Source organism: Streptomyces sp. NBC_00028, assembly GCF_045041065.1.
GTDB lineage: Bacteria > Actinomycetota > Actinomycetes > Streptomycetales > Streptomycetaceae > Streptomyces.
The window spans coordinates 8,018,234-8,042,553 of the sequence record NZ_CP108293.1 but is presented as its reverse complement, the minus strand read 5'-3'; the positions used below and the strand labels follow the sequence as shown (position 1 = coordinate 8,042,553).

Genomic DNA, 24,320 nt, shown 5'->3' with positions numbered 1-24,320 from the left:
GTGTAGGTGCTCAGGAACCTGCCTACAGCGGTACGCGCAGTGCTCCGTCGATGAGTTCGGCTGCCTCGGTCGTGCCCGCGCAGCCGCTGCGGACCAGGTGTTCGCGCACCGCCCTGAGTCTGTCGCGCAGTCGCTGCGACTCCATTCCGCGGGCCTGCTCGGCCATCTGCACCGCGGTGGCCACCGCCTTGTCGGCGTTGCCCCGGCGCAGCTCGATCGTGCTGAGCATCGCGAGCCGGTGCACCCGGCCGCGGTCGTGCGCGGGATTGTCCACGGCCGCAGCGGCATGCTCCCCCGCCGCCACCAGTTCGCCGAGACTGAGCAGCGCCTCCGCCACCTGGACGTTGACCAGGCCCGGCTGGACATAGCCCGTTTCGTCAGGTTCGTATCCGCGCCGGATGCGTTCGGCGGCCTGCTCGGCACGCCGGATGCAGGACAACGCGCTCGTACCGTCGCCGAGGTGCGCGTACGCCTTCGCCTGCATCGCGTACAGGTCGGAGGCGAGGGCCGGGGTGATGTGCTTGCCCGCGGCCCGCAGCGCGGCCTCCGCGAAGGCCACGGCCTGCCGGTGCTCCCGCATGAACAGCGCCTGGTTGACGAGCAGCGCTATCACGTAGGCGCCAAGTCCCCGGTCCCCACTGGCCTTCGCCAGCCGCAGCGCCTGGTGGAAGTACCGCTGGGCGAGTCCGTGCGCGTCGGAGTCGTACGCGCAGATCCCCGCGATCGCCACCAACCCGCCGGTGGCCCGGTGCAGTTGGCGCCCAGTGGCGTCGGTGTAGCTGCCGCGCAGTAACGGCGCCGCCTCGGCGTTCAGGAACCCGACGATCCGGGTACGGGTCGCTATCCCACCCGCCTTGCGGTACATCTGCTCGTAGTGCGTCCGGGCGGCCCGCAGCATCTCCAGGTCGCCGGCGGTCACCCGATGCCGCCCACCGCGCGACACATCGACGTCCTCGGGCGGGTTCTCCCACTCCCACACCGGCATGACGGCGGGCGTGCCGGTGACCGCGGGGGCGCCCAGGATGTGCGGGCGCTGCTGCTCGTCGGAGCGCCACAGGGCGGTGGCCCGCTCCACGAAACCGGACAGCGAGGTGGTGTGCGGGGTGGAGGGCTCACCGGGGACACCGAGGCCGATGTCGTCGAGGGTCACGGTGCGATGCAGCCGGGCGGCGAGCACCTCGCACATCAGGTCCGGCACCTGGCCGCGGGGCCGCTGGCCCTTCAACCAGCGGGCCACGGCGGTGTGTTCGTAGCGGAGCGCGAGCCCGCGCGCCCGCCCCGCCTGGTTCACGTGTGCGGCCAACCCCGCGTGCGAGATCCCCGCCTCGTCCAGGATCGCGTCGAGCAGAGTATTGGGCTGCATATATGCCCCCCGGGTGGCTCGGTGCCGTCAGAGTAGTGGGTGTGTCTTCACACGGGGTGTGAACGGAGTGCTCGAATCCGTAGCGTGCGCGCACTGTCGCGGAGAGTTTCCAGCCGGTTGACTGAAATGCCTCGCAAGAGGCCGGCCGGGCCGCCGGCTCCCCCTCGTACAGTGCGGCGGCCCGATTCCGCGCCGTCCGCCCAGCTGCCTGCCCGACACTCCGTGGCGGGGCGGACGGCCGCCGGCTCGCTGCGCCGGCCAACGCCGGCTGACTAAAGGTGCGTTGTCGGCTGCGGGTGCGATGTGGCTGGTCGCGCAGTTCCCCGCGCCCCTGAGGTGCGCTTCAGCGGGCGGTCGTTGCGAAGTACGAGTAATGCGATGTCGTCCGCCGGGGTTCCTGTCACGTGGCGTAGCAGGGCCGTGAAGACCGAGCCCAGCAGTGACTGAGGGGTCTGGTCCGCAGCCTTCTCCAGCGCGGCCGGCAGGGAGAAGAACCGGCCATGTGCGTCCCTCGCGTCCTCGGCCCCGTCCGTGTGGAGGACGAGGGTCTCGCCGGGGAGGAGGTGGCCGCAGGGCAGCGCGGGCAGGTGGGGCGGCAGTGGGAACGGCCCGAGCGGAGGGAGGGGATCCGCTCGGGTGAGGGGGTCCACCCGGGGGCCGCTGAGGAGGTACGGCCAGGGATGACCGCAGTTGAGCGCGTAGAGCGCTCCGTCCTCGCGGATCTCCAGCAGGAGTACGGTGACGAACTCCTCGGCGACGGCCGGCTCGGTGCGGGCCCGTTCGCGCAGATGCCGGGCGTGCGCCCGCTCAAGGCGTCGTAGGACACAGCCGAGTTCGGCCTCGTCGTGCACGGCCTCACGGAAGCTGCCCAGGACGGCCGCGGCCGTGCCGATGGCCGCGAGTCCATGGCCCCGCACATCACCCATGACCGCGCGGACGCCGTGCTCGGTGGCGACGACCTCGTAGAGATCGCCGCCCACGGAAGCGCCCCGGTCCGCGGACAGCTGGGCCGCGGCGATGTCCAAGCCGTCGATCCGCGGGGGCAGCGGCCGCAGCAGCGCGCTCTGGGCGGCCCCGGCGACCTGCCGGATCTGCCGCAGCTCACGCACCAGCGCCTTGCGGACGTGGAGTATCAGCCCGGTGCCGACGGCGAAGAAGACGGCACTGGTAGCCAGCCGCGCCTCGAACCCGGTCTGCTGGGCGAGCGGGCAGGCCATCTTGTAGGTGATCGCCACGGCGCCCCAGGCGGTGGGCAACCCCAACGCCAGCACCCTGCGGGGAACCCGACCCCTGATACGGATCATGCCGATGGCCCCCCATATAGGCCCAGACAGCAGAATCGGACCGACCCCGAGAGGCCGGTCCGATTCTGTCGAGCCATGGCCCGGATGGGCCAGATCACTGGGAGTTCTCACTCAAACGAGTGAGGTAACGGATTTCTCAGCCGCGCAGGACGGCTCCGGTCCGCTCCCCCGCCAACGCCACCGCCGCATCCCGCGCAGCCGACGCCTCATCAACCGTCAGCGTCCGATCCCCGGCACGGAACCGCAGCGCATACGCCAGCGACTTCTTCCCGTCCCCCAACTGCTCGGCGTTCTCATACACATCGAACAGCCGAATAGCCTCCAGCAGGGAACCCGCCCCGTCCCGCAGCGCCGCCTCGACGTCCGCATGCGGTACGAACTTGTCCACCACCAGTGCCACATCCTGCGTAGCGACCGGGAACGTGGAGATGCTCGGCGCCTGGGGCGTGTCGTCGCCGACGGCCTCCAGCGCGTCCAGGTCCAGCTCCATCGCGGACGTACGCGCGGGCAGACCGAAGGCCTTCACCACGCGCGGGTGCAGCTCACCGGCATGACCGACGACCTTCTCGGCACCCTCGGCGACGACCACCAGCTCGGCGCACCGTCCCGGATGCCACGGCCCGTACTGACCGCCACGGACGAGCAGCTCGACCCCGGCCTCACGGGCCACCGCCCGCGCCGCCTCGATCGCGTCGGCGTAGTCGGCCGGACGGCCCTTGCCCCACCAGCCGGCCTGCTCGCGCGCCCCGGCGAGGACCGCGGCGACATGGCGCGGCTGCTCGGGCAGCGCGGCGTTGAGGTCGGCGATCTCCTCGTCGGTGGGACGCCGGTCCACCGGCAGGGAGACGGCGACCTTCTGCTCCGCGCGCGGCAGGAACACCAGACCCGTCTCGAAGAGGGCCAGGTCGTGCGAGCCCCGGCCGTCGTTGCGCCGCAGAGCACCCAGCAGGCCCGGCAGCAGCGACGTACGGAGCGCGGGCTCCTCGTCGTTGAGCGGGTTGGTCAGCTTGACGACACGGCGGGCCGGGTCGTCGGCCTCCAGCAGCAGCTGGTCGAAGACCTGCTCGCCGATGAAGGGGTAGTTCGGCGCCTCGACGTACCCGGCACCGGCCAGTGCCCGGCCGACGCGGCGGTGCAGCCGCTGGCGGTGGGTCAGGCCGCGGCCCGACGGGGGCTTGGGCAGCGTGGAGGGCAGGTTCTCGTAGCCCTCCAGGCGGATGACCTCTTCGGCCAGGTCGTTGACCTCGGTGAGGTCGGGGCGCCAGGACGGGACAGTGACGATCAGCTCGTCCTGCCCGTACACGTCACAGCCGACCTGCTGGAGACGGCGTACGACGGTCTCGCGGCCGTACTCCACGCCCGCGACCTTGTCCGGGTGGTCGGCCGGCACCGCGATCGTGTGCGGCGCGGACGGCGTGGCGACCTCGGTGACCCCGGCGTCGGCGGTGCCGCCCGCGAGGAGCACGAGGAGGTCGACCGTGCGCTGGGCCGCTGCCGCGGCGGCGGCCGGGTCGACGCCGCGCTCGAAGCGTCGGGACGCCTCGGAGGACAGCTTGTGGCGGCGGGCCGTACGCGCGATCGACACCGCGTCGAAGTGCGCGGCCTCGATGACGACGTCGGTGGTGCCCTCGCCCTCCTCGTGGTCCGCGATCTCCGTGTTGGCGCCGCCCATGACACCGGCGAGGCCGATGGGGCCGCGGTCGTCGGTGATGACGAGGTCCTCGGCGTGCAGCTTCCGCTTGGCGCCGTCGAGGGTGACGATCTCCTCGCCCTCGGCGGCCCGGCGCACCCCGATGGTGCCCTGGACCAGCGTGCGGTCGTAGGCGTGCAGCGGCTGGCCGAGCTCCATCATCACGTAGTTGGTGATGTCTACGGCGAGCGAGATCGGGCGCATGCCGACCTTCTGCAACCGGCGCTTCAGCCAGATCGGGGAGCGCGCCTCGGGGCTGAGGCCGCTGACCGTACGGGCCGTGAAGCGGTCGCAGCCGAGCGGCTCGGAGACCTGGACCGGGTAGCCGTAGGCGTTGGGGCCCGGGACGTCGAGGAGGGCCGGGTCGCGCAGCGGCAGGCCGTAGGCGATGGCGGTCTCGCGGGCGACACCGCGGATGGAGAGGCAGTCGCCGCGGTTGGCGGTGACGGCGATGTCCAGGACCTCGTCGACCAGCTCCAGGAGCTCGATGGCGTCCTTGCCGACCTCGGTCTCCGGGGGCAGCACGATGATGCCCTTGGTGCCGTCGTCGCCCATGCCCAGCTCGTCGCTGGAGCAGATCATGCCGTGGGACGTCTTGCCGTAGGTCTTGCGGGCGGCGATCGCGAAGCCGCCGGGCAGTTCGGCGCCCGGGAGGACGACGACGACCTTGTCGCCGACGGCGAAGTTGCGGGCGCCGCAGACGATCTCCTGAGGCTCACCGGTGCCTCCCCCAGTGCCGAAAGCCTGGGAGGTGCCCCCAGCGGTGCCGACGTCGACCGTGCAGAAGCGGATCGGCTTCTTGAAGCCCTCCAGCTCCTCGATGGTCAGCACCTGGCCGACGACCAGGGGGCCCTTGAGGCCGTCGCCGAGCTGCTCGACGGTCTCCACCTCTAGGCCTGCCGAAATGAGCTTGGCCTGGACGTCACGCCCGGTCTCCGTCGCCGGCAGGTCGACGTACTCCCGCAGCCAAGAAAGCGGGACCCGCATCAGATCTCCATCCCGAACGGCCGGGTGAACCGGACGTCACCCTCGACCATGTCTCGCATGTCTTCGACGTTGTGGCGGAACATCAGCATCCGCTCGATGCCGAACCCGAAGGCGAATCCGCTGTACTTCTCGGGGTCGACGCCGCAGGCCTTGAGGACCTTCGGGTTGACCATGCCGCAGCCGCCGAGCTCGATCCAGCCCTCGGAGGAGCAGGTGCGGCAGGGGCGGTCGGGGTTGCCGACGGACTCGCCGCGGCATACGTAGCAGACCATGTCCATCTCGGCGGACGGCTCGGTGAAGGGGAAGAAGTTCGGCCGCAGCCGGGTCTTCATGCCCTCGCCGAACAGGGCCTGGACCATGTGGTCCATGGTGCCCTTGAGGTCGGCCATGGTGAGGCCCTCGTCCACGGCGAGCAGCTCGACCTGGCGGAAGACCGGGGTGTGCGTGGCGTCCAGCTCGTCGGTGCGGTACACGACGCCGGGGCAGATCACGTACACCGGCAGCTCACGGCTGAGCAGTGAGCGGATCTGGACCGGCGAGGTGTGGGTGCGCAGGACGACGCCGGACTCGGTGCCGCCCTGGGGGCCCTGCACGAAGAAGGTGTCGGCCTCGCCGCGGGCCGGGTGGTCCGGGCCGATGTTGAGGGCGTCGAAGTTGAACCACTCGGCCTCGACCTGCGGGCCCTCGGCGACCTCGTAGCCCATGGCCACGAAGACGTCCTCGATGCGCTCGGACAGGGTGGTGAGCGGGTGGCGGGCGCCGGCCGGTACACGGTCGTACGGCAGCGTGACGTCCACCGCCTCCTCGACCAGAACGCGGGCGTCGCGCTCCTCCTCCAACTCGGCCTGGCGGCCGGCGAGCGCCTTGTTCACGGCGCCGCGTGCCTGTCCGACGAGCTTTCCGGCGGCGGCCTTGGCCTGCGGGGGCAGCGCGCCGATCTCGCGGTTGGCGAGGGCCAGCGGCGAGGCGCCGCCGGTGTGGGCGACCTTGGCCTCCTGGAGCGCGTCGAGGGAGCCCGCGGCGGCGAAGGCGGCGAGCGCCTCGTCCCGCATGCGCTCGATCTCTTCCGGTTTCAACGCCTCGACCTCTACAGGGTCGTACGACTTATTCGGTGCCGACATCTCTTCCCGTGCTTCCGATTGGCTGGCTGAAGGTCCCCTAGACCGGCGCTGGTGGCCGTGTGCAGGACACAAAGGTGCCAAAGGCCGAGTCTAACGGGGTGGAGGTATACGGATGCGCCCGCGGGCACTCAGGTCAGATAGGCCGGAGTGCTCACGGGCAACGTAAATCGGAACTCGGCGCCGCCGCCGGGGCCGCGGCCGACCGTGATGGCACCGCCGTGGGCCTCCACGATGCCCTTGACGATGTACAGCCCAAGGCCCGTGCCACCGCGCTTGCTGCCCCGCCAGAAGCGGGTGAAGACGCGGTTCATGGACTCCTCCGGGATGCCGGGCCCCTCGTCGCTCACGGTGACCGATGTGCCGATGTCCTCCCCTTCCCGGGGGGACGCGGCGGGCGTGACGTCAATCGTGACGGTTCCCTCGCCGTGGCGCACGGCATTTTCCAGCAGGTTGCTGAGCACCTGGTCGATCTTGTCGGGGTCGGCCCAGAGCTGCGGCAGCGGCTGCTGGATGCGGAGCAGGAACCGGTCGGCGGTCTGCCCGGCGGCGACGTACGCCTGGATGTGCCGTCCGACGGCCGCCCCGATGTCGACGGGCTGGCGGCGTACTTCGAGGCGCCCCGAGTCGATCCGGGAGATGTCGAGCAGCTCGGCGATGAGCCGGGTGACCCGGTCGGCGTCCGCGTCGACGGTCTCCAGCATCAGCCGTTTCTGGTCGTCGGTGAACCGTTCCCATTTGGCGAGCAGGGTCGCGGTGAAGCCCTTGACGGAGGTGAGCGGGGAGCGCAGCTCGTGGGCGACGGTGGCGATGAGCTCGGCGTGGCTGCGCTCGGTGCGGCGCCGGGCCTCGGTGTCGCGCAGACAGACGACCACCCGGGAGACGGGTCCGGTGGGCTCGGCGCGGACGTACTGGACGGTGACCAGCACCTCGCGTCCGCCCGGCAGCAGCAGGTTCCGCTCCGGCTGCCTGCTCCGGATGGCGAGGCCGCCGTACGGGTCGGTCAGCTGCCACCAGCGTCGCCCCTCCAGGTCCTCCAGCGGCAGGGCCTTGTCGAGGCGGCGGCCGAGGGCCTCGGCGGCGGGGACGGCGGTGATGCGCTCGGCGGCGGCGTTGAAGCAGAGGACCCGGCCCTGTTCGTCGGCCACGACCAGTCCGTCGGGCAGCATGTCGGGGTCGATGCCGAGTCCGGCGAGATCACCGGGGCCGGACGCGGGACCCTGCCGCACGTCCCGGTCACCCGGTGCGCTGCTCGTGCCGACACTCATCCCCGTACCCCACCTCTCATGACGCTGAGGGGCCCCGAGCTGGTCACCCTACTAGCTCTCGGTGACGGAGCGGCACCCTCCGGAGGCGCGCTGTGCACGGGCCGACGCGTAGAGACATACGGCGGCGGCGGTCGCGAGGTTCAGGCTCTCGGCCTTCCCGTGGATCGGGACGCGCACCACGGCGTCGGCGAGGGCGCGGGTCTCCTCCGGGAGCCCCCACGCCTCGTTGCCGAACACCCAGGCGGTCGGCCCGCCCATGGTGCCCTGGTCGAGTTCGTCGTCGAGATCGTCGGTCCCGGCCCCGTCCGCGGCGAGGATGCGCACCCCGGCGTCCTTGAGTCCGGCGACCGCTTCCTCGACGGGCACCCCGACGGCGACCGGCAGATGGAAGAGCGATCCCACGGAGGCCCGTACGGCCTTGGGGTTGTAGAGGTCCACGGAGGCGTCGGTCAGGACGACGGCCTCGGCGCCGGCGGCGTCCGCGCACCGCAGCACGGTGCCGGCGTTCCCGGGGTCGCGCACGTTGGCGAGCACCGCGACGAGCTTGGGGCGGGCGGCGAGGATCTCCGCGAAGGGCGTGTCCAGGAACCGGCACACCCCGACGAGCCCCTGCGGGGTGACGGTGGTGGAGATGTCGGCGATGACGTCCTCGGAGGCGAGGTGCACCCGCGCTCCGACGGCACGGGCCTCGCCGATGATGTCGCCGTACCGCTCGGCGGCCTCGACGGTGGCGAACAGCTCCACCAGACCGTGTCCGGCGGCCTCCCGCACGGCCTGCGGCCCCTCGGCCAGGAACAGCCGCTCCTTGCCCCGGAAGTTCCGCTTGGCGAGCCGCCTGGCGGCGGAGACGCGGGGGGAACGGGGGGAGATCAGCTCGGGGCCGGCATCGGCGGGCATGGGGCTCACTTTCGGAGAACTACACAACAGGACCCGCAAGCCCGAAAGCCTGCGGGTCCCTCATGTCACGTCGGCTCGAAGCCAGTGCTTACGTCAGGCGGCCTTGGGGGCGTTGACGTCGGCCGGCAGGGCCTTCTGCGCGACCTCGACCAGCGCGGCGAACGCGGTGGCGTCGTTCACGGCCAGCTCGGCCAGGATCTTGCGGTCGACCTCGATGTTCGCGGCCTTCAGACCCTGGATGAAGCGGTTGTACGTGATGCCGTTGGCGCGGGCAGCGGCGTTGATGCGCTGGATCCACAGCTGACGGAAGTCGCCCTTGCGCTTCTTGCGGTCGTTGTAGTTGTAGACCAGCGAGTGGGTGACCTGCTCCTTGGCCTTGCGGTACAGGCGCGAACGCTGACCGCGGTAGCCGGAGGCGGCTTCGAGGATCGCCCGGCGCTTCTTGTGGGCGTTGACTGCCCGCTTGACGCGTGCCACTTGTTAACTCCTTGTAGCGGGGCCGTGGTTGGACTCACACGACCCGGAAATCGATTGGGTCCCGGTCTGTAGGGGGGTCAGGCGCTCGGCGCCCGACCTCACTTGCCGAGAAGCTTCTTGATCTTCGCGGCGTCGCCCGGGGCCATCTCGGCGTTGCCGGTGAGGCGACGCGTCAAGCGGGACGACTTGTGCTCGAGGTAGTGGCGCTTGCCGGCACGCTCACGGAGCACCTTGCCGGAGCCGGTGATCTTGAAGCGCTTGCTGGCACCGCTGTGCGACTTGTTCTTCGGCATAGCGCCGTTCTCTCCTCTGGGTGGCGCCCCGGTGCCCGGTCGTGAAACCGGGCACGGTGGAGCGTCGCTCTTGTATCGGTTATGTCCTGGGGACTCGCGTCCCCGGGATCACGCCTCGGCCTGCGCCTCGGCGGCCTCAGGAGCCTCGGCGACCTCAGCAGCGTCGTCGACCTCGTCGACGTGCGTCTCCGCGACGTTCTGAGACTTGCCGGGGTTGGCCTTCGCGTCGGCCTTGCGGGCCTCCTGCGCCTGCCGGGCCTCGGCCATCGCCTCGGTCTTCTTCTTGTGCGGACCGAGAACCATGATCATGTTTCGGCCGTCCTGCTTCGGGTTCGACTCAACGAAACCGAGGTCCTCGACGTCCGTCGCGAGACGCTGCAGCAGTCGGTAGCCGAGTTCCGGCCGGGACTGCTCGCGACCACGGAACATGATCGTGATCTTGACCTTGTCGCCCTGCTTGAGGAACCGGACGACGTGACCCTTCTTGGTGTCATAGTCGTGCGGGTCGATCTTCGGCCGGAGCTTCATCTCCTTGATGACCGTGTGCGCCTGGTTCTTGCGCGCCTCACGGGCCTTCATGGCCGACTCGTACTTGAACTTCCCGTAGTCCATGAGCTTGCAGACCGGCGGTCGGGCGTTCGCCGCCACCTCGACCAGGTCGAGGTCGTACTCCTGCGCAAGCTCCAGGGCCTTGGCAAGCGGGACAATCCCGACCTGCTCGCCGCTGGGACCGACAAGTCGCACCTCGGGAACGCGAATCCGGTCGTTGATGCGGGGCTCGGTGCTGATGGATCCTCCTTGGTAGCACCATACGGCGGTCTGGCGGACAGCCGCGTACGTCTCTTTGCGTAGGACCTAACCGCACCGAAGCACAAAAAATGCCCCGGACGATCACATGAGGGGGCTCCAAAGCACTACCGGAGCACCGCCACGATGACCGCGGGGCGCAAACTCGGGCGACTCCATCGTCCGTACGGAACGATGGCGGCCGCCTGACCGGGTGACCCGCCGCCCTGGGGGCGATCAGGTGGGAGATCGGAGCCTCCACTTGTGGGCCGGACACGTGAATGTCCAGCCGGTCGTCACACAAGGTTAGCAGCAACCCGGGGGTGGTGCGAACCGATGTGCACCGGGGCCTATCGTGTGGGGCATGAGTGACACCCCTCCCGCTGACTCCCCCGACTTCGACGAGATGACCCGCGACATCGCCGAGGTCCCCGCCGTCGAGGTGATCGTGACGGTCGCCGTGAACCTGATGAGCGCCGCCGCGGTGAAGCTCGGTCTGACCGAGGAGGGCGACAAGTACAAGGACCTGGACGAGGCCCGCAAGCTGATCCACGCCCTCGCCGGTCTCCTCGACGGCAGCGCGACCGAGATCAGCTCCTTCCACGCGGCCCCGCTCCGCGACGGCCTGAAGTCGCTCCAGCTGGCGTTCCGCGAGGCCTCGATCGTCCCGGACGAGCCGGGCCAGGGCCCGGGCGAGAAGTACACCGGTCCGATCTACGGCTAGTTCACCCGCGTACGTACAAGGGCTCGCCCGGAGGCGTCGCCCCGACCGGCAGCAGTGCCAGGTCGAGGCCGTGCACCAGGCGGGCCCTCAGTGTTGCGTCGGCGGCGATCCGCTCGGCGACGGCCCGGGCGGCCTCGGCCGGGGGCGCCGCCGGGTCGAGTACGAGGGCCAGGGTGCCGTCGGCCTGTCCGGGACCGAGATGGGCGCGGAGCACGGACGGCTCGGCGGCCACCGCTTCCCGTACCGCCGCCACGACCGCCGGATCGGCGAGCGGGTCGGCCGTCGTACGACCCTCGGCCAGGGCGAGCAGCGCCGGGCCCGTCAGTTCAAACGGCACCGGTCCGGCCATGTCCAGCACCACGGTGTCCGCCTTCTCGTGCGCGGCGGCCTGGAGCGCCTGGTGCAGGGGTACGGCGACGGGGCGGGCCGCCGGGTCCCAGCGGGCCAGCGAGTCCGTGGAGGTGAAGGCCGGCAGCGCGGTGCGGGGCCCGGCCTTCAGGGTCGGCACCGCCATGTCGCTGGTCTTCTCGCGGCGCAGCCCGTTCTCGTCCTCCTCGACCTCGCCGAGCACGGCCACGACGGGGACGAGCAGCCGGGCGCCCTTCAGCGCCTCCAGCACGGGTCCCACGGCGCTGCGGTCCTCGGCCCAGTCGGCGAGCGCCGCGCTCAGCCGGGGGTCGGCGGAGCCGTCGTCGTCGGAGAAGCCGGAGTCGGGAATGTTCTTGTTCGCCACGGTCACCGACCCTATAGGGGGGATGCTGCTGCCCTTGTGCGGGCCCTGAAACGCGCGCGTGACCGTCTTCACCGGAATCTCAGATTTCCCTGACGCACATCTAACGTCCGTCTAACGGTGCGCACAGTCGGCGGCCCGAGCATCACGGGTATGGAGTCCTCCAGAGCCCGCCGGAGCCGCCGCGGCCGTCCGTCCCGACGCCGCCCCTTCCTCTACACCGCCCTCGCCTCCGTGGCCGTCGTCGGCGGTACGGCCGCCGGGACGGTGTATGTGAAGGCGCAGGCGCACTCCGGTGCCGCGCCCGTATCGTCGGCGGCGTCGTCGAGCCCGGCGGCGAACACGCCGAGCGAGGAGGCGTCCGTGGAGCCCGTGGCGGTACCGGCCGTGGACTACGACGCGCTGCTCGCCGACGCGATGGACGCGGTGACCGTGCCGGACGACGCGGACACGTCGGTGGCCGTGCTCGACCTGGACTCCGGGGACAGCGCCACGTACGGCGACGGCGCCTTCGACACGGCGAGCATCGTCAAGGTCGACATCCTGGCGACGCTGCTGCTCCAGGCGCAGGACGAGGACCGTCATCTCACGTCGGCGGAGAAGACGTACGCCACCGCGATGATCGAGAACAGCGACAACACCGCCGCGTCGGCGCTGTGGCGGATCATCGGCAAGGCGGACGGGCTGGACGCGGCCAACGAGCGCTTCGGGCTCACGGGCACGGAGGGTGGTGACGGCATGTTGTGGGGGTTGACCCAGACCACCGCCGCCGATCAACTCACCCTGCTCCAGCAGGTGTTCGGGGACGACTCGAAGCTGAGCTCGGCCTCGCAGGAGTATCTCCAGGGCCTGATGGGGGAGATAGCCACCGATCAGCACTGGGGGGTGTCGGCGGCGGCGGACGGCTCCTCGTGGGCGCTGAAGAACGGGTGGCTGCCGCGTAGTGCGACCGGGTTGTGGGACATCAACAGCATCGGGCGGGTGACCGCGTCGGACGGGGACGAGTATCTCGTCGTCGTTTTGTCGAACGGCAACGCGACGAAGGAGAAGGGGATCTCGTTGGTGGAGTCGGCGGCGGAGGCTGCGGTGTCGGTGTTTGCGGGTTGAGAGTGCCTCGTCGGGTAGTCAGCGGGGTGCGGGTGCGTTGTGGCTGGTCGCGCCGTTCCCCGCGCCCCTGGGGCGTTGCCCACGCCGTCAGAATTCTTCGTACCGTCCCCGGCGGCCACGCCACAGCACCACCGCTGCTACCAGCAGGACTCCTCCGACACTGCCCGCCAGCGGGGCTGCCCAGTCTGACGTGTCGTCGGCCGTCTCGGGGGCGTCGGGGCCCGAGCCGAAGTAGCGGTCCCCGTAGGCCGTGGACTTCAGGCCCTGCGGGTCTAGGCGGTCGGCGGCCTTGAGGGCGGCGGCGGGGTCGACGAAGCCGTAGCCGCGGGAGTCGTCGCGGCCGCCGACGGGGGCGTCGCGGGCCGTGTCCTCCAGGAGCTTCTTGACCTGCGCCGGGGTCAGGCCCGGGTGGGCCGCCTTGACGAGGGCGACGGCGCCGGAGACGAAGGCCGCCGCAGCGCTCGTACCCCAGCCCTCGTAGTACTTGTGGTCCGGGTCGGCGATCACGACGTCGTCGCCGGGGGCGGCGACCGTGGCGTACCAACGGCGGGTGGAGAAGGAGGCGCGGGTGCCGTAGCGGTCGACGGCGGTCGCGGCGATGACGCCCGGGTAGGCGGCCGGGTAGGAGATGTGGTCGCCCTTCTCGCCGCCGTTGCCGGCCGAGGCGACGACGGTGACGCCCTTCTTCAGGGCGTACTGGACGGCCTCGTCCTCGGCGGGTTCGGGGTGGGCGGACTTGGAGTCGTCGCCCAGGGAGAGGTTGATGACGTCGGCGCCGTGGTCGGCGGCCCAGCGGATGCCCTCGGCGAGGGCGTTGCCGCGGGTGTTGCGGGCCTTGCCGCGGGAGGAGTCGCCGTCCTCCAGGATCACGCGGACGGGGAGGATCCTGGCCTCCGGGGCGATGCCCATGACGCCGTCGCCGTTGGCGTAGCCGTGTCCGTGGCCTGCGATGATGCCGGCCATCGCGGTGCCGTGGCGGGCCCAGGCGCGGTCGCCGCGGTCGGCTCCGAAGCCGACCATGTCCTTGCCTTCGAGGACGTTGCCGACGAGGTCGGGGTGGTCGTCCTCGACGCCGGTGTCGAGGACGGCGACGGTGACGCCCTTGCCCTTGGTGGTCTGCCAGGCCTCCTGGGTGTGCATGGCTTCCAGGGCCCACTGCTTGGCGCGTATGCCGTCGGCGTGCGCGGTGGTGGCCGGCACGAGGGCGAGGGAGGCGGCGAGGAGGGCGCTGACGACGCCGGCCCGGCGGGTGTGGGTGGCGGCGCTCACGAGGTCTTTTCCGTCCCCTCCGGGGCCGGGGAGCCGACGGTTCTGCGCAGGCCGCGTTCGACGCGGTCGGCGAGGCCCTGTGCCTCGTGACCGAGGCCGGCCTGGGCGACGGCGGTGGTGGCGCCGGACTGCATGGCCGCGGCGGCGGACTGCGGCTCGTCGACGGTTCGGCCGTCGGCCCAGCCGGAGACGGCGTAGACGACGACGGGAGCGTCGGTGAGGACGGAGATCGCCCAGGAGGCGCGCTGCTTGGCGCCGAAGTCGGCGGCGGCCGTGTCCTTCGCGGCGTACCCGCGGGGCATCAGGTCGGCCCGGGTGCCGAGGCCCTCCTTGGTGAAGCGGGTGTCGAGGGCGGTCATGCCGGCGACGTCGGCCTTGGTGAAGAGGAGACCGACGGTGGTGACATAGCTCTGGGTGGCGTCGGTGTAGGTCGCTCGCAGGAGACGGCTGCATCCGACGGGGGCGAGGGCCTTCTTCAGCAGCGGGTCGAAGGCGTCCTTGCAGCCGGTGTCCGGGGCGACCGCGATCCGCGTCCAGGTCCGGTCGGCGCCGCCGGGGCCGGCGCCCTGGCCCTGCACGGTGGGCGGGAACAGCTGGTCCACGGGGACGCTGTGCCACAGCTCGGCGGCAGCGGCGAAGGAGTCCTTCTCGCCCGCCGCGGCGGAGTCCCCGACGAGCCAACTCCCCGTCACCGCACCGCCGATGAGCCCGAGGCCGAGCACCAGGCAGACGGCCACGGCGGCGGTGCGCACGCCGGCCCGCACCGCCAGTGATCGCGGCCGGGCATTCTCGTCGTACCCCTCAGGCTCCCCGAACGACACGACGGGCCGCGCGGATCCGGTGCTGCCGCCGGGCGTCGTACCGGATGCCGGGCCTGAGGTCAGGGGGGCGCTCCACGAGAGGGCGGGGTCGGGGTGGACGGAGGACGAGGTCCCGGCCGCGGGCGGCGCGGGGGTGAGCGGGCTCCACCGCGTGTCCGGCTCGGGTTCTCGCCGGGGTGCCCGCTCCGCGGGGATCGGGCGCAGGCGGAACGTCGTCTCCGAGGGGCCCTCGGGGGGTTCGCCGGTACGGCGTGGCGGCGTCGCGGGCCGGGGCGCCGGGGGCCGCTGCGCGGGACGCGGCGGCACGACCGTCGCGCTGCTCTCGCTGCTCTCGGTCGCCGGGCCCTCGCTCCCCGCGTCCCGGGTCCGCGACTCGTGCCCGGCCTTCGGCGGGGTGTCCGGGAACCGCGCCGAGGCGCGGGGCGGAGGCGGAGCCGGGGTGGTACGGCCGGCCGAGACGCCTCCTGCGGACGGCGGGGGCGTACGGGTGGCCGACGTGTCCTCGGTGGAGGGGGCGCGCAGGTTCGGGAAGCGGGGCGGGGTGTCCGGGGCGGACGCGCGTGTGCCCGGTCGACCGTCTCCGGTCGTGCCGGTGGCTTCCGCTGCTCCCCTGTTCTGCGCGGCGGGCGGGGTGGCGTCGTCGGCGGGGGGCTCGGAGGTCGTCGGGGGCTCCGTGGGGCGGGGCGGCGCCGTGGGACGTGGGGGGATGGAGGCGTGCCGCGCTTCCGTGCTCATGCGCCCCCCGTTTCCCTCGTGCCCGGGCCTGTCGTCGTACGGGGGCGTCGGTCGCCCGGACGGACCCGTGCGGAGTGTGCCGTGGTTCCCCGCCCTCGGGCACGCATACCCGCGCGGATGGCCCGGCATCCCGGCGCACCCTTCGTACGTGCGCGTCACTCTACGGCTTGTCCCTGGGCGAACGGGAACCAGTCCACGAGCCCGGGGCATCTGCCCGGAACGTCCCCCTACCCTGCGGTAATCCTGTCTGGCAGGCTTCGTTCATGACTGCGCGCGCCGCCGACCGGGCCCGTTACGACCGGGCCACCGCCCCTCTCGCCGCCCCTCTCGCGATCGTGGATCTGGACGCCTTCGACGCCAACGCGGACGATCTCGTCCGCCGGGCGAACGGGAAGCCGATCCGGGTCGCCAGCAAGTCCGTGCGGTGCCGGGCGCTGCTCGAACGCGTCCTCGCCAGGGACGGCTTCGCCGGGATCATGTCGTTCACCCTCGCCGAGTCGCTGTGGCTGGCCCGGTCCGGGTTCGACGACGTCCTGCTCGCCTACCCGTCCGCGGACAGCTCCGGATACGCCGAACTGACCTCCGACCCCAAGCTCGCCTCCGCCGTCGCCGTCATGGTCGACGACGTCGCCCAGCTCGATCTCATCGACCGCGCGCGGGACGGCGGACGTGAAGTCGTGCGGGTCTGCCTGGAGTTGGACACCTCGCTCAGGCTCCTCGGCGGCCGGGTGCGCGTCGGCGCGCTCCGCTCCCCGCTGCACTCCCCCGCCCAAGTCGCCGACCTGGCACGGGCGGTGGCCCGGCGGCCCGGGTTCAAGGTCGTCGGGATCATGGCGTACGAGGGTCATATCGCCGGTGTGGGCGACTCCGTCGCCGGGCGGCCGTTCCGGTCCCGTGCCGTACGGCTGATGCAGGCCACCGCGCGCAAGGAGCTCGCCGAGCGGCGGGCCGCGGTGGTGCGGGCGGTGCGGGCCGTGGTGCCGGACCTGGAGTTCGTCAACGGTGGTGGCACGGGCAGTGTGCAGACCACGGCGGCCGAGGACGCGGTCACCGAGATCGGTGCCGGGTCCGGGCTGTACGTCCCGCGCCTGTTCGACAACTACACGTCCTTCGCCGGGCGCCCGGCCGCGCTCTTCGCGCAGCCCGTCGTACGGCGGCCCGGTGTGGGCGTCGTGACGGTCCTCGGCGGCGGGTATCCGGCCTCCGGTGCGCCGGGGCCCGACCGGCTCCCGGTGCCGTACCTCCCGGAGGGGCTGAAGTACGACCCCCAGGAGGGTCCCGGCGAGGTGCAGACCCCGCTGCTGGGCTCGCCCGCCGACGACCTGCTCATCGGCGACAAGGTGTGGTTCCGGCACGCCAAGGCCGGTGAGCTGTGCGAGCGGTTCGACACGCTGCATCTCGTCGAGGGGGACGCGGTGACGGCGACCGTACCGACGTATCGCGGGGAAGGTCTGACCTTCCTGTAAGTCATCCCGTGGGGCCGATGCTGCTGCCCACCCCGCCGCCCGCCGCGTCGGCCGTGGACCGGATGCCCTTGGTGATCCGGTCCATGTCGGCGAGCGGCGGCCCGTCCTCGCCCGCGTCGAAGACATAGCGCACGACGACGGGCGACTCGGTGCCGACGCTGGACTGGAAGGCGAGGGACTGCACGTAACCGCCGGGCCCCTCGGCGGTCTTGACGCGCCAGCGCACGTAATACCCCGCGCGGCCCGCCACCGCGACCGGCCCCGACTTCACCAGCTGGTGGGACTCGATGCCGCCGAAGGGCCGTTGGCCGACGAGGTCGCGGTCGTAGGCGGCGTCGGCGGCTTCGGAGATGTCGGCCTTGGCGAGGGCCTCGGGGGACGTCTCGTCGTTGTCGGTGACCGTGCGGGAGATGACGAGGCCGTGCCGGCAGGTGCCGGGGTCGCCGGGGCAGTCGTAGGTGCCGTCGGTGGTCATGAGGATGTCGTCGTCGACCACGTACTGGGGCCGCACCCAGCCGTCGAGAAGCGGCACCGTGATGCCGTTGAGCTGGTCCTCGACCACGGCCGGGTCGTCGGCCGAGGGCTCGGTGGCGGACTGGGAGGGCGTCTCGCCGGTCGGTGCGTAGGTGGGGGTGATGGACTCGGTGACGGCCACGTCGACGCCGGAGTCCGCGCCGTCGTCCTCGCGCAGGACGAAGGCGCCCGTGACGATCGCGGCGACCAGGACCACCCCGGCGGTCGTGAGGGCGATCGCCTTGGCCCGCCCCGAGGCGCCGTCGGTGGGAGCCGGCACCGGCGGGCCCGGGAGTGCGGGCTCACGCCGGTGCTCGGTCCACGCGGTGCCGTCCCACCAGCGCTCCAGGTGCGGGGCGTGGGGGTCGCGGAACCAGCCGGGCGGGGGCGTCATGCTCATCCCGGCACTGTAGGCCGCGGTCTACAGCGGCGTGACGTAAGCCCCGGAGATTCCGCCGTCGACCAGGAAGTCGCTGGCGTTGACGAAGGAGGAGTCGTCGCTGGCCAGGAAGGCGACGGCGGCGGCGATCTCCTCGGCCTCGGCGAACCGGCCGACGGGGATGTGGACGAGGCGGCGGGCGGCCCGCTCGGGGTCCTTGGCGAACAGCTCCTGGAGGAGCGGGGTGTTGACCGGGCCCGGGCACAGGGCGTTCACGCGGATGCCCTCCCGGGCGAACTGCACGCCCAGCTCACGGGACATGGCCAGGACGCCGCCCTTGGAGGCGGTGTACGAGATCTGCGAGGTGGCCGCGCCCATCCTCGCCACGAACGACGCCGTGTTGATGATGGAGCCCTTGCCCTGCTGCCGCATATAGGGGATGGCCGCCTTGCAGCACAGGTAGACGGAGGTGAGGTTGACCTCCTGGACGCGCTTCCACGCCTCCAGCCCCGTCTCCAGGATGGAGTCGTCGTCGGGCGGGGAGATGCCCGCGTTGTTGAAGGCGACGTCGACGCTGCCGTAGGTGTCGTACGCCGTCTTGAACAGCGCCTCGACCTGCTCGGCGTCGGTGACGTCGACCTTCACGAAGAGGCCGCCGACCTCGTCCGCGGCGGCCTTGCCGCGGGCCTCGTCGACGTCCGCGCAGACGACGTTGGCGCCCTCGGAGGCGAGGCGGCGGGCGGTGGCGAGGCCGATGCCGCTGCCGGCGCCGGTGATGACGGCGGTGCGGCCGACCAGGCGGCGGCAGACGATTTCCTCGGTGGATGAGGTCACTGTGCGGGGCCCTCCGTGCTGATGAAGACGTTCTTGGTTTCGGTGAAGGCGGCGAGGGCGTCCGGGCCGAGCTCACGGCCGACGCCGGACTGCTTGTAGCCGCCGAAGGGGGTCCAGTAGCGGACGCTGGAGTGGGAGTTGACGGACAGGTTCCCGGCCCTGACCCCCTGGGAGACGCGGAGCGCGCGGCCCACGTCCCGGGTCCAGATGGAGCCGGAGAGGCCGTACGGGGTGTCGTTGGCGAGGCGGATCGCGTCCTCCTCGTCGGTGAAGGGCAGGAGCACGGCTACCGGGCCGAAGATCTCCTCGCGGGCCGCCTCGGAGTCGTGCCGCTCCCCCGTGAGGACGGTCGGTGGGAACCAGAAGCCGGGCCCCTCGGGGGCGCTGCCGCGCAGGGCGGGGGCGTCGTCCGGCACGAACGACCGTACGCGGTCGAGCTGCTGACGGGAGATCAGCGGGCCCATCTGGGTCTTCTCGTCGGCCGGGTCACCCACGACCACGGCGGCCAGCACATCGGCCAGCAGCTCACGGACCTCGTCGTACACGGACTCCTGCACCAGGATGCGGGTACGGGCGCAGCAGTCCTGGCCGGCGTTGTCGAGGAAGGAGAAGGGGTCGACGGCGGTCTTGAGGTCGGCGTCGGCGAAGACGATGTTGGGGCTCTTGCCGCCGAGTTCGAGGGTGACCGGCTTGACCTGGTCGGCGCAGAGGGCCATGACGCGCTTGCCGGTCCGGGTGGAGCCGGTGAAGACGACCTTGGCGATGCCGGGCTGCTGGACGAGGGACTCACCCGCGATGTGCCCGAGTCCCGGCACCACCTGGAAGAGGTTCTCCGGGAGCCCTGCCTCCAGGGCGAGTTCGGCGAGCCGGAGGGCGGTCAACGGCGTCGTCTCGGCGGGCTTGAGGACGACCGCGTTGCCTGCCGCGAGGGCCGGAGCGGTGGCCCAGGCCGCGATCGGCATGGGGAAGTTCCAGGGCGCGATGACGCCGACGACACCCAGGGGTTCGAGGAGGGTGACGTCGAGGCCGCCGGGCACGGGGATCTGCCGGCCCGTGAGCCGCTCCACTCCCCCGGCCGCGTAGTCGAGGAGGTCGCGCACATTGCCCGCTTCCCAGCGGGCGTTGCCGATGGTGTGGCCTGCTTCCCGGACCTCCAACCGGGCGAGTTCCTCGAGGTGTTCGTCGACGACGACGGCGAAACGGCGCAGCAGTCTGGCCCGGTCGGCGGGTGCGACGGCCGCCCACGTGCGCTGCGCCAGGCCGGCGCGGTGCACGGCGGCGTTCACGTCCTGCTCGACGGCGCCCGGGACGGTCGCGATCACCTCTTCCGTCGCGGGGTTGAGGATGTCCAGTTCGTACAGTTGTGACAAGAGATGCCTCACAGACGTTCGAAGGAGCGGCGCAGCTCCCAGTCGGTCACCGCGGCGTCGAAGGCGTCCAGCTCGACGCGTGCCATGTTGCGGTAGTGGGCCACGACCTCGTCGCCGAAGGCGGCCTTGGCGATGGGGCTGTTCTCCCACAGCTCGGCGGCCTCGCGAAGGGTGGTGGGGACGTGGGCGTACTCGGCGGTGTAGGCGTTGCCCGCACAGGCGTCGGGCAGCTCCAGTTTCTGCTCGATGCCGTACAGCCCGGCGGCGACCAGGCCCGCGACCGCCAGGTACGGGTTGACGTCACCGCCCGGGAGCCGGTTCTCGAAGCGCATCGAGCGGCCGTGGCCGACGACCCGCAGCGCGCAGGTGCGGTTGTCGTGGCCCCAGGCGACGGCGGTCGGGGCGAAGGAGCCGGGCTGGAAGCGCTTGTACGAGTTGATGTTGGGCGCGTAGAGCAGGGAGAAGTCCCTGAGGGCGGCCAACTGCCCGGCGAGGAAGTGCCGCATGACCTCCGACATGCCGCCGTTGTCGGCCATGGCGTTGTTGCCGGCGGCGTCCGCGAGGGAGAGGTGGATGTGGCAGGAGTTGCCCTCGCGCTCGTTGTACTTGGCCATGAAGGTGATCGAGACGCCTTCCTGGGCGGCGATCTCCTTGGTGCCGGTCTTGTAGATGGCGTGCTGGTCGCAGGTGACCACCGCGTCGTCGTAGCGGAAGGCGATCTCGTGCTGCCCGGGGTTGCACTCGCCCTTGGCGGACTCGACGGTCAGCCCGGCGCCCGCCATCTCGTTGCGGATCCGGCGGAGCAGCGGTTCGATCCGGCCGGTCCCCAGCACCGAGTAGTCGATGTTGTACTGGTTCGCCGGTGTGAGGCCCCGGTAGTTGCTGTCCCAGGCCTGTTCGTAGGTGTCCTTGAAGACGATGAACTCCAGCTCGGTGCCGACCTGGGCGGTGTACCCGTGCTCGGCGAGCCGCTCCAGCTGGCGGCGGAGGATCTGCCGGGGCGCGGCGACGACCGGGGAGCCGTCCTCCCAGGCGAGGTCGGCGATGAGCATGGCGGTGCCGGCGTTCCACGGGACGCGGCGAAGCGTGCTGAGATCCGGGTGCATGGCGAAGTCGCCGTACCCCCGGTCCCAGGACGACATGGCGTAGCCGTCGACCGTGTTCATCTCGGTGTCCACGGCCAGGAGGTAGTTGCAGCCCTCGGTGCCGTGGTGGAGTACCTCGTCGAGGAAGAAGCGGGCGGCGAACCGCTTGCCCTGGAGTCTTCCCTGCATGTCGGGGAAGGCCAGGACGACGGTGTCGATCTCACCGCTCGCGACGAGGGCGTGCAGCTCCTCGACGCTCAGCGGGGCTGTGCGGTCTGCCACGGGAACGCTCCTTCGGCTTCTTCGCGCTTTTTCGGCCGGGCCGGAAGCCATAAGGTATTGCGGAGAACCATTGCTTGGGAAGGGGGTACGGCGGGATGTCGCTGGATCCGGAGGGCGGTCTGGAGGGCCGGCTGGAGGACCGTCTGACGCCGGTGCTGCGGCCGGTGCGGGCGGGCAACGGGTTCGAGGAGGCGCTGGAGCAGATCCTCCAGGTCGTACGGCTCGGTCTGGTGCCGGGGGGCGGGCGGCTGCCGGCCGAGCGGGAGCTGGCGGAGCGGCTCGGGATCAGCCGGGTGACGCTGCGCGAGGTGCTGAAGGTGCTTCAGGACCAGGGGCTGGTCGAGTCGCGGCGCGGGCGGTACGGCGGCACGTTCGTGCTGCCTCGCGCGGACGCGGGCGACCTCGGCGAGCGTGAGCTGCGGCGACGGATCGCCGAGGTCGACATCGAGGACGTGCTCCGCTTCCGGGAGGTGCTGGAGGTCGGGGCGGCGGGCCTGTGCGCGGCACACGGTCTGACGGACGAGCAGACGGACCGCCTGCGCGAGGCCCTCGCCAGAACCCAGGACGCACCGCTGCCGGACTACCGGCGCCTGGACACCCTGCTGCACCTCACACTGGCCGAGCTGTGCGGTTCGCCGACGCTGACGGCGCAGTACGCGGCGGTACGGGCCACGGTGAACGACCTGCTGGACTGCATCCCGCTCCTGGTGCGGAACCTGGAGCACTCGCAGCGCCAGCACGGCGCGCTGGTGGAGGCGGTCCTCGACGGGGACGCGGACGGGGCGCGGGAGATGATGCGGGAGCACTGCGCGGGGACGGCAGCGCTGCTGAGGGGGTTCCTGGCGTAGGGCCGCACCCGGCACGCTCTTGCCACACCAGGCCCGGCTCGGCAAAGGTATGACGGCAATCCATTGCGGGGAGCTGGAGGACGACATATGGCGGGCAGGCCGCTGATCGGCATCAGTACGTATCTGGAGGCCGGGGCGCGCTGGGGCGTGTGGGAGCTGGAGGCGGCGCTGCTGCCCGCCGGGTACCCGCGCCTGGTACAGCGGGCGGGCGGGCTGGTGGCGATGCTGCCGCCGGACGCGCCGGAGTACGCCGCCGCGACCGTGGCCCGCCTGGACGGCCTGGTGATAGCGGGCGGCCCGGACGTGGAGCCGGTCCACTACGGTGCCGAGCGTGAGCCCCGCACCGGCCCGCCCGCGCGGGAACGGGACGCGTGGGAGCTGGCGTTGATCGACGCGGCCCTGGCGGCGGGGATACCGCTCCTGGGCATCTGCCGTGGCATGCAGCTGCTGAACGTCGCCGTCGGCGGCACCCTCGTCCAGCACATCGACGGCCACGCGGAGGTGGTCGGCGTGTTCGGGCGGCACGGGGTGAAGCCGGTGCCGGGGACGCTGTACGCCGATGTGGTGCCGGAGGAGACGTCGGTACCGACGTATCACCACCAGGCCGTGGACCGCCTCGGCGCCGGTCTGGTGGCGTCGGCGCACGCGGCGGACGGAACGGTGGAGGCGGTGGAACTGCCGTCCGCCGCCGGGTGGGTGCTGGGGGTGCAGTGGCATCCGGAGATGGGTGAGGATCTGCGGGTGGTGCGGGCGCTGGTCACAGCCGCTTCCTGAGCCACTCCAACGCCGCCTCGCCCTGGGCGCGTTGGAAGGCGCGGACGGTGGGGAGGCCGGGCGGCGGGGGTTGCAGACCGCGGTGGACGAAGTAGCCGGTGAGACCCGCGAGGGCGACGGTGACGGCGTCCGGGTAGGCGGCGCGGCCGAGAGGATGCGCACTGAACAGCTCCTCGGGGTCCGGGCCGCCCTGGGCCCTGACACAGGGGAGCATCAGCAGCAGGTCGAGCCAGGGTGCGCCGCGGACGACGTGCGGCCAGTCGACGAAGACGACGCGGTCGTCGTCGGTGAGCAGCATGTTGTCGGCGCGGAGATCGCCGTGGGCGAGGGTGTCACCGGCGACGGCCTCGGGCCAGGGGGCGGCGAGTTCGGCGAGGTACGGGAGACGGGCCGCGACCCAGGGGTCGAGTGCCTCGGGCGCTGGCTGATCAAGGAGCCGCCGCCAGCCGTCAAACTGGTCGGCGAGGGACTCGGCGGCGAGGGGTGCGTCGGGTACGGGGGCCGGGGTGAGGGCGTGCGAGAGCTCACCGACGGCATCCAGGACGCGCCTCAACTCCGGTTGCCGCCAGGGGACGTGGGGCTGGCGCCCCTCGATGTCCTCGAGGACCAGAACCATCCAGGTGCCGTCGTCGTGGGTGCCGAGGAGGCGGGGTGCGGGGACGGCGGACGGGAGCGCTGCGGTGTACCGGGCTTCCCGACGGTGGAACACCGGGCTGGTCGCGTTGACCTCCGCGCTGACCGCCTTCACGAAGGCGCGGTGGCCGTGGGCGGTACGGAGCCGGGCGGCCGCGCCCGGGGAGAATCCGCCGGGTTGGGTGGTGGCGTGGACGACGGGGGCGCCGAGGATGTCGGCGACGGCGGCGTGGACGTGACGCGGGAGGTGTTCCCAGGGGGTACGGACGCCTGCGGCGGGCGGGGCGGTGGGTGCCATAGAGGGAATGGTGCGGGTCGGGGGTGGTGACGCACCAAGGATTTTCGCCCCCGCCGCCCCTACCCGTTCCCATCCCCAGGGGCTCCGCCCCTTCGACCCCTCCCAGGGGGCTCCGCCCCCTGGGCCCCCGCTCCTCAAACGCCGGAGCGGCTGACCAACCAGCCCGTCCGGCGTTTGAGGACGAGGCCCCTTCGGAGCCGAAACAGGGGTCTGGGGGCGCAGCCCCCAGGGATGGGACGGGTAAGGGCGGCGGGGGCGAGAAAAAGTCC

At 71.8% G+C, this 24,320-nt stretch carries 22 protein-coding genes; 5 read left to right on the top strand and 17 right to left on the bottom strand.

Annotated features, from left to right (window positions below; translation table 11 throughout):
- Positions 1-22 precede the first annotated feature (22 nt).
- The 9 genes from OG885_RS36250 to infC all read right to left on the bottom strand — a co-directional run bounded on the left by OG885_RS36250 (position 23) and on the right by infC (position 10,186).
- Positions 23-1,363, bottom strand: a complete 1,341-nt coding sequence (locus OG885_RS36250) for a transcriptional regulator (protein WP_399958029.1) — start codon at positions 1,361-1,363, stop codon at positions 23-25.
- A gap of 272 nt (positions 1,364-1,635) precedes the next feature.
- The gene (locus tag OG885_RS36245; protein WP_405738986.1) at positions 1,636-2,667 is read right to left on the bottom strand and encodes a PP2C family protein-serine/threonine phosphatase; all 1,032 of its coding nucleotides are present in this window, start codon (positions 2,665-2,667) and stop codon (positions 1,636-1,638) included.
- 136 nt (positions 2,668-2,803) lie between these two features.
- Entirely contained in the window at positions 2,804-5,344 is a 2,541-nt protein-coding gene (gene pheT, locus OG885_RS36240) for a phenylalanine--tRNA ligase subunit beta (RefSeq protein ID WP_405738983.1), read from the bottom strand.
- Complete coding sequence (gene pheS, locus OG885_RS36235) at positions 5,344-6,465, bottom strand: phenylalanine--tRNA ligase subunit alpha (RefSeq protein WP_399958021.1); 1,122 nt, start codon at positions 6,463-6,465, stop codon at positions 5,344-5,346. Before pheS ends, pheT begins: the two co-directional genes overlap by 1 nt.
- Positions 6,466-6,593: 128 nt before the next feature.
- Positions 6,594-7,730 carry an ATP-binding protein gene (locus tag OG885_RS36230; RefSeq protein ID WP_405738979.1) on the bottom strand — a complete coding sequence of 379 codons (1,137 nt, stop codon included), beginning with the start codon at positions 7,728-7,730 and terminating at the stop codon, positions 6,594-6,596.
- Between the two features lie 51 nt (positions 7,731-7,781).
- A complete protein-coding gene (locus tag OG885_RS36225; protein ID WP_405738976.1) occupies positions 7,782-8,627 on the bottom strand; it encodes a TrmH family RNA methyltransferase in 846 nt (281 codons plus the stop codon).
- Between the two features lie 93 nt (positions 8,628-8,720).
- Entirely contained in the window at positions 8,721-9,104 is a 384-nt protein-coding gene (gene rplT, locus OG885_RS36220; protein WP_007380809.1) for a 50S ribosomal protein L20, read from the bottom strand.
- 98 nt (positions 9,105-9,202) lie between these two features.
- Complete coding sequence (rpmI, locus tag OG885_RS36215) at positions 9,203-9,397, bottom strand: 50S ribosomal protein L35 (protein ID WP_329341167.1); 195 nt, start codon at positions 9,395-9,397, stop codon at positions 9,203-9,205.
- Between the two features lie 108 nt (positions 9,398-9,505).
- Positions 9,506-10,186 (bottom strand): translation initiation factor IF-3, encoded by a 681-nt coding sequence (infC, locus tag OG885_RS36210; RefSeq protein WP_405743031.1) that lies wholly within the window; start codon positions 10,184-10,186, stop codon positions 9,506-9,508.
- A 361-nt stretch (positions 10,187-10,547) separates the two neighbouring features.
- Between infC and OG885_RS36205 the strand changes: the two genes are divergently transcribed.
- The gene (locus OG885_RS36205; protein WP_059196484.1) at positions 10,548-10,907 is read left to right on the top strand and encodes a DUF1844 domain-containing protein; all 360 of its coding nucleotides are present in this window, start codon (positions 10,548-10,550) and stop codon (positions 10,905-10,907) included.
- Position 10,908: 1 nt separating this feature from the next.
- Here OG885_RS36205 and OG885_RS36200 read toward each other — a convergent pair whose 3' ends face one another.
- Positions 10,909-11,640, bottom strand: a complete 732-nt coding sequence (locus tag OG885_RS36200) for an SseB family protein (protein ID WP_405738971.1) — start codon at positions 11,638-11,640, stop codon at positions 10,909-10,911.
- Positions 11,641-11,790: 150 nt separating this feature from the next.
- Here OG885_RS36200 and OG885_RS36195 point away from each other — a divergent pair, with 150 nt between their 5' ends.
- Positions 11,791-12,744, top strand: coding sequence for a serine hydrolase (locus OG885_RS36195; RefSeq protein ID WP_405738968.1), 954 nt, complete (start codon positions 11,791-11,793; stop codon positions 12,742-12,744).
- A gap of 87 nt (positions 12,745-12,831) precedes the next feature.
- On the opposite strand, the gene mycP is transcribed toward OG885_RS36195, so the two are convergent.
- Together mycP and OG885_RS36185 are read right to left on the bottom strand one after the other, a co-directional pair.
- Positions 12,832-14,013, bottom strand: a complete 1,182-nt coding sequence (gene mycP, locus OG885_RS36190) for a type VII secretion-associated serine protease mycosin (protein ID WP_405738965.1) — start codon at positions 14,011-14,013, stop codon at positions 12,832-12,834.
- Entirely contained in the window at positions 14,010-15,569 is a 1,560-nt protein-coding gene (locus tag OG885_RS36185; protein ID WP_405738962.1) for a hypothetical protein, read from the bottom strand. The genes mycP and OG885_RS36185 overlap by 4 nt, the downstream gene beginning before the upstream one ends.
- Before the next feature lie 263 nt (positions 15,570-15,832).
- Here OG885_RS36185 and OG885_RS36180 point away from each other — a divergent pair, with 263 nt between their 5' ends.
- On the top strand, positions 15,833-17,035 hold the full coding sequence (locus OG885_RS36180; RefSeq protein ID WP_405738959.1) for an amino acid deaminase/aldolase: 1,203 nt from the start codon (positions 15,833-15,835) through the stop codon (positions 17,033-17,035).
- A gap of 1 nt (position 17,036) precedes the next feature.
- Here the strand turns inward: OG885_RS36180 and OG885_RS36175 are convergent, their stop codons facing one another.
- From OG885_RS36175 to OG885_RS36160, 4 genes are read right to left on the bottom strand one after another with little or no spacing between them, the layout of a single operon-like run.
- Positions 17,037-17,942: a DUF2510 domain-containing protein gene (locus OG885_RS36175; protein ID WP_405743030.1), complete on the bottom strand. Its 906-nt coding sequence runs from the start codon at positions 17,940-17,942 to the stop codon at positions 17,037-17,039.
- A 27-nt stretch (positions 17,943-17,969) separates the two neighbouring features.
- Entirely contained in the window at positions 17,970-18,761 is a 792-nt protein-coding gene (locus OG885_RS36170; protein ID WP_405738956.1) for a 3-oxoacyl-ACP reductase, read from the bottom strand.
- Complete coding sequence (locus tag OG885_RS36165; protein WP_405743028.1) at positions 18,758-20,122, bottom strand: aldehyde dehydrogenase family protein; 1,365 nt, start codon at positions 20,120-20,122, stop codon at positions 18,758-18,760. Before OG885_RS36165 ends, OG885_RS36170 begins: the two co-directional genes overlap by 4 nt.
- Positions 20,123-20,139: 17 nt before the next feature.
- Positions 20,140-21,498, bottom strand: coding sequence for a glutamine synthetase family protein (locus OG885_RS36160; protein WP_405738953.1), 1,359 nt, complete (start codon positions 21,496-21,498; stop codon positions 20,140-20,142).
- A 95-nt stretch (positions 21,499-21,593) separates the two neighbouring features.
- On the opposite strand from OG885_RS36160, the gene OG885_RS36155 reads away from it, so the two are divergent.
- Complete coding sequence (locus OG885_RS36155; protein ID WP_405738950.1) at positions 21,594-22,346, top strand: FadR/GntR family transcriptional regulator; 753 nt, start codon at positions 21,594-21,596, stop codon at positions 22,344-22,346.
- A gap of 87 nt (positions 22,347-22,433) precedes the next feature.
- Positions 22,434-23,120, top strand: a complete 687-nt coding sequence (locus tag OG885_RS36150) for a gamma-glutamyl-gamma-aminobutyrate hydrolase family protein (protein ID WP_405738947.1) — start codon at positions 22,434-22,436, stop codon at positions 23,118-23,120.
- Here the strand turns inward: OG885_RS36150 and OG885_RS36145 are convergent.
- Positions 23,104-24,051, bottom strand: a complete 948-nt coding sequence (locus tag OG885_RS36145) for a phosphotransferase family protein (protein WP_405738944.1) — start codon at positions 24,049-24,051, stop codon at positions 23,104-23,106. The two genes, OG885_RS36150 and OG885_RS36145, sit on opposite strands and share 17 nt — an antisense overlap.
- Positions 24,052-24,320: the final 269 nt, after the last annotated feature.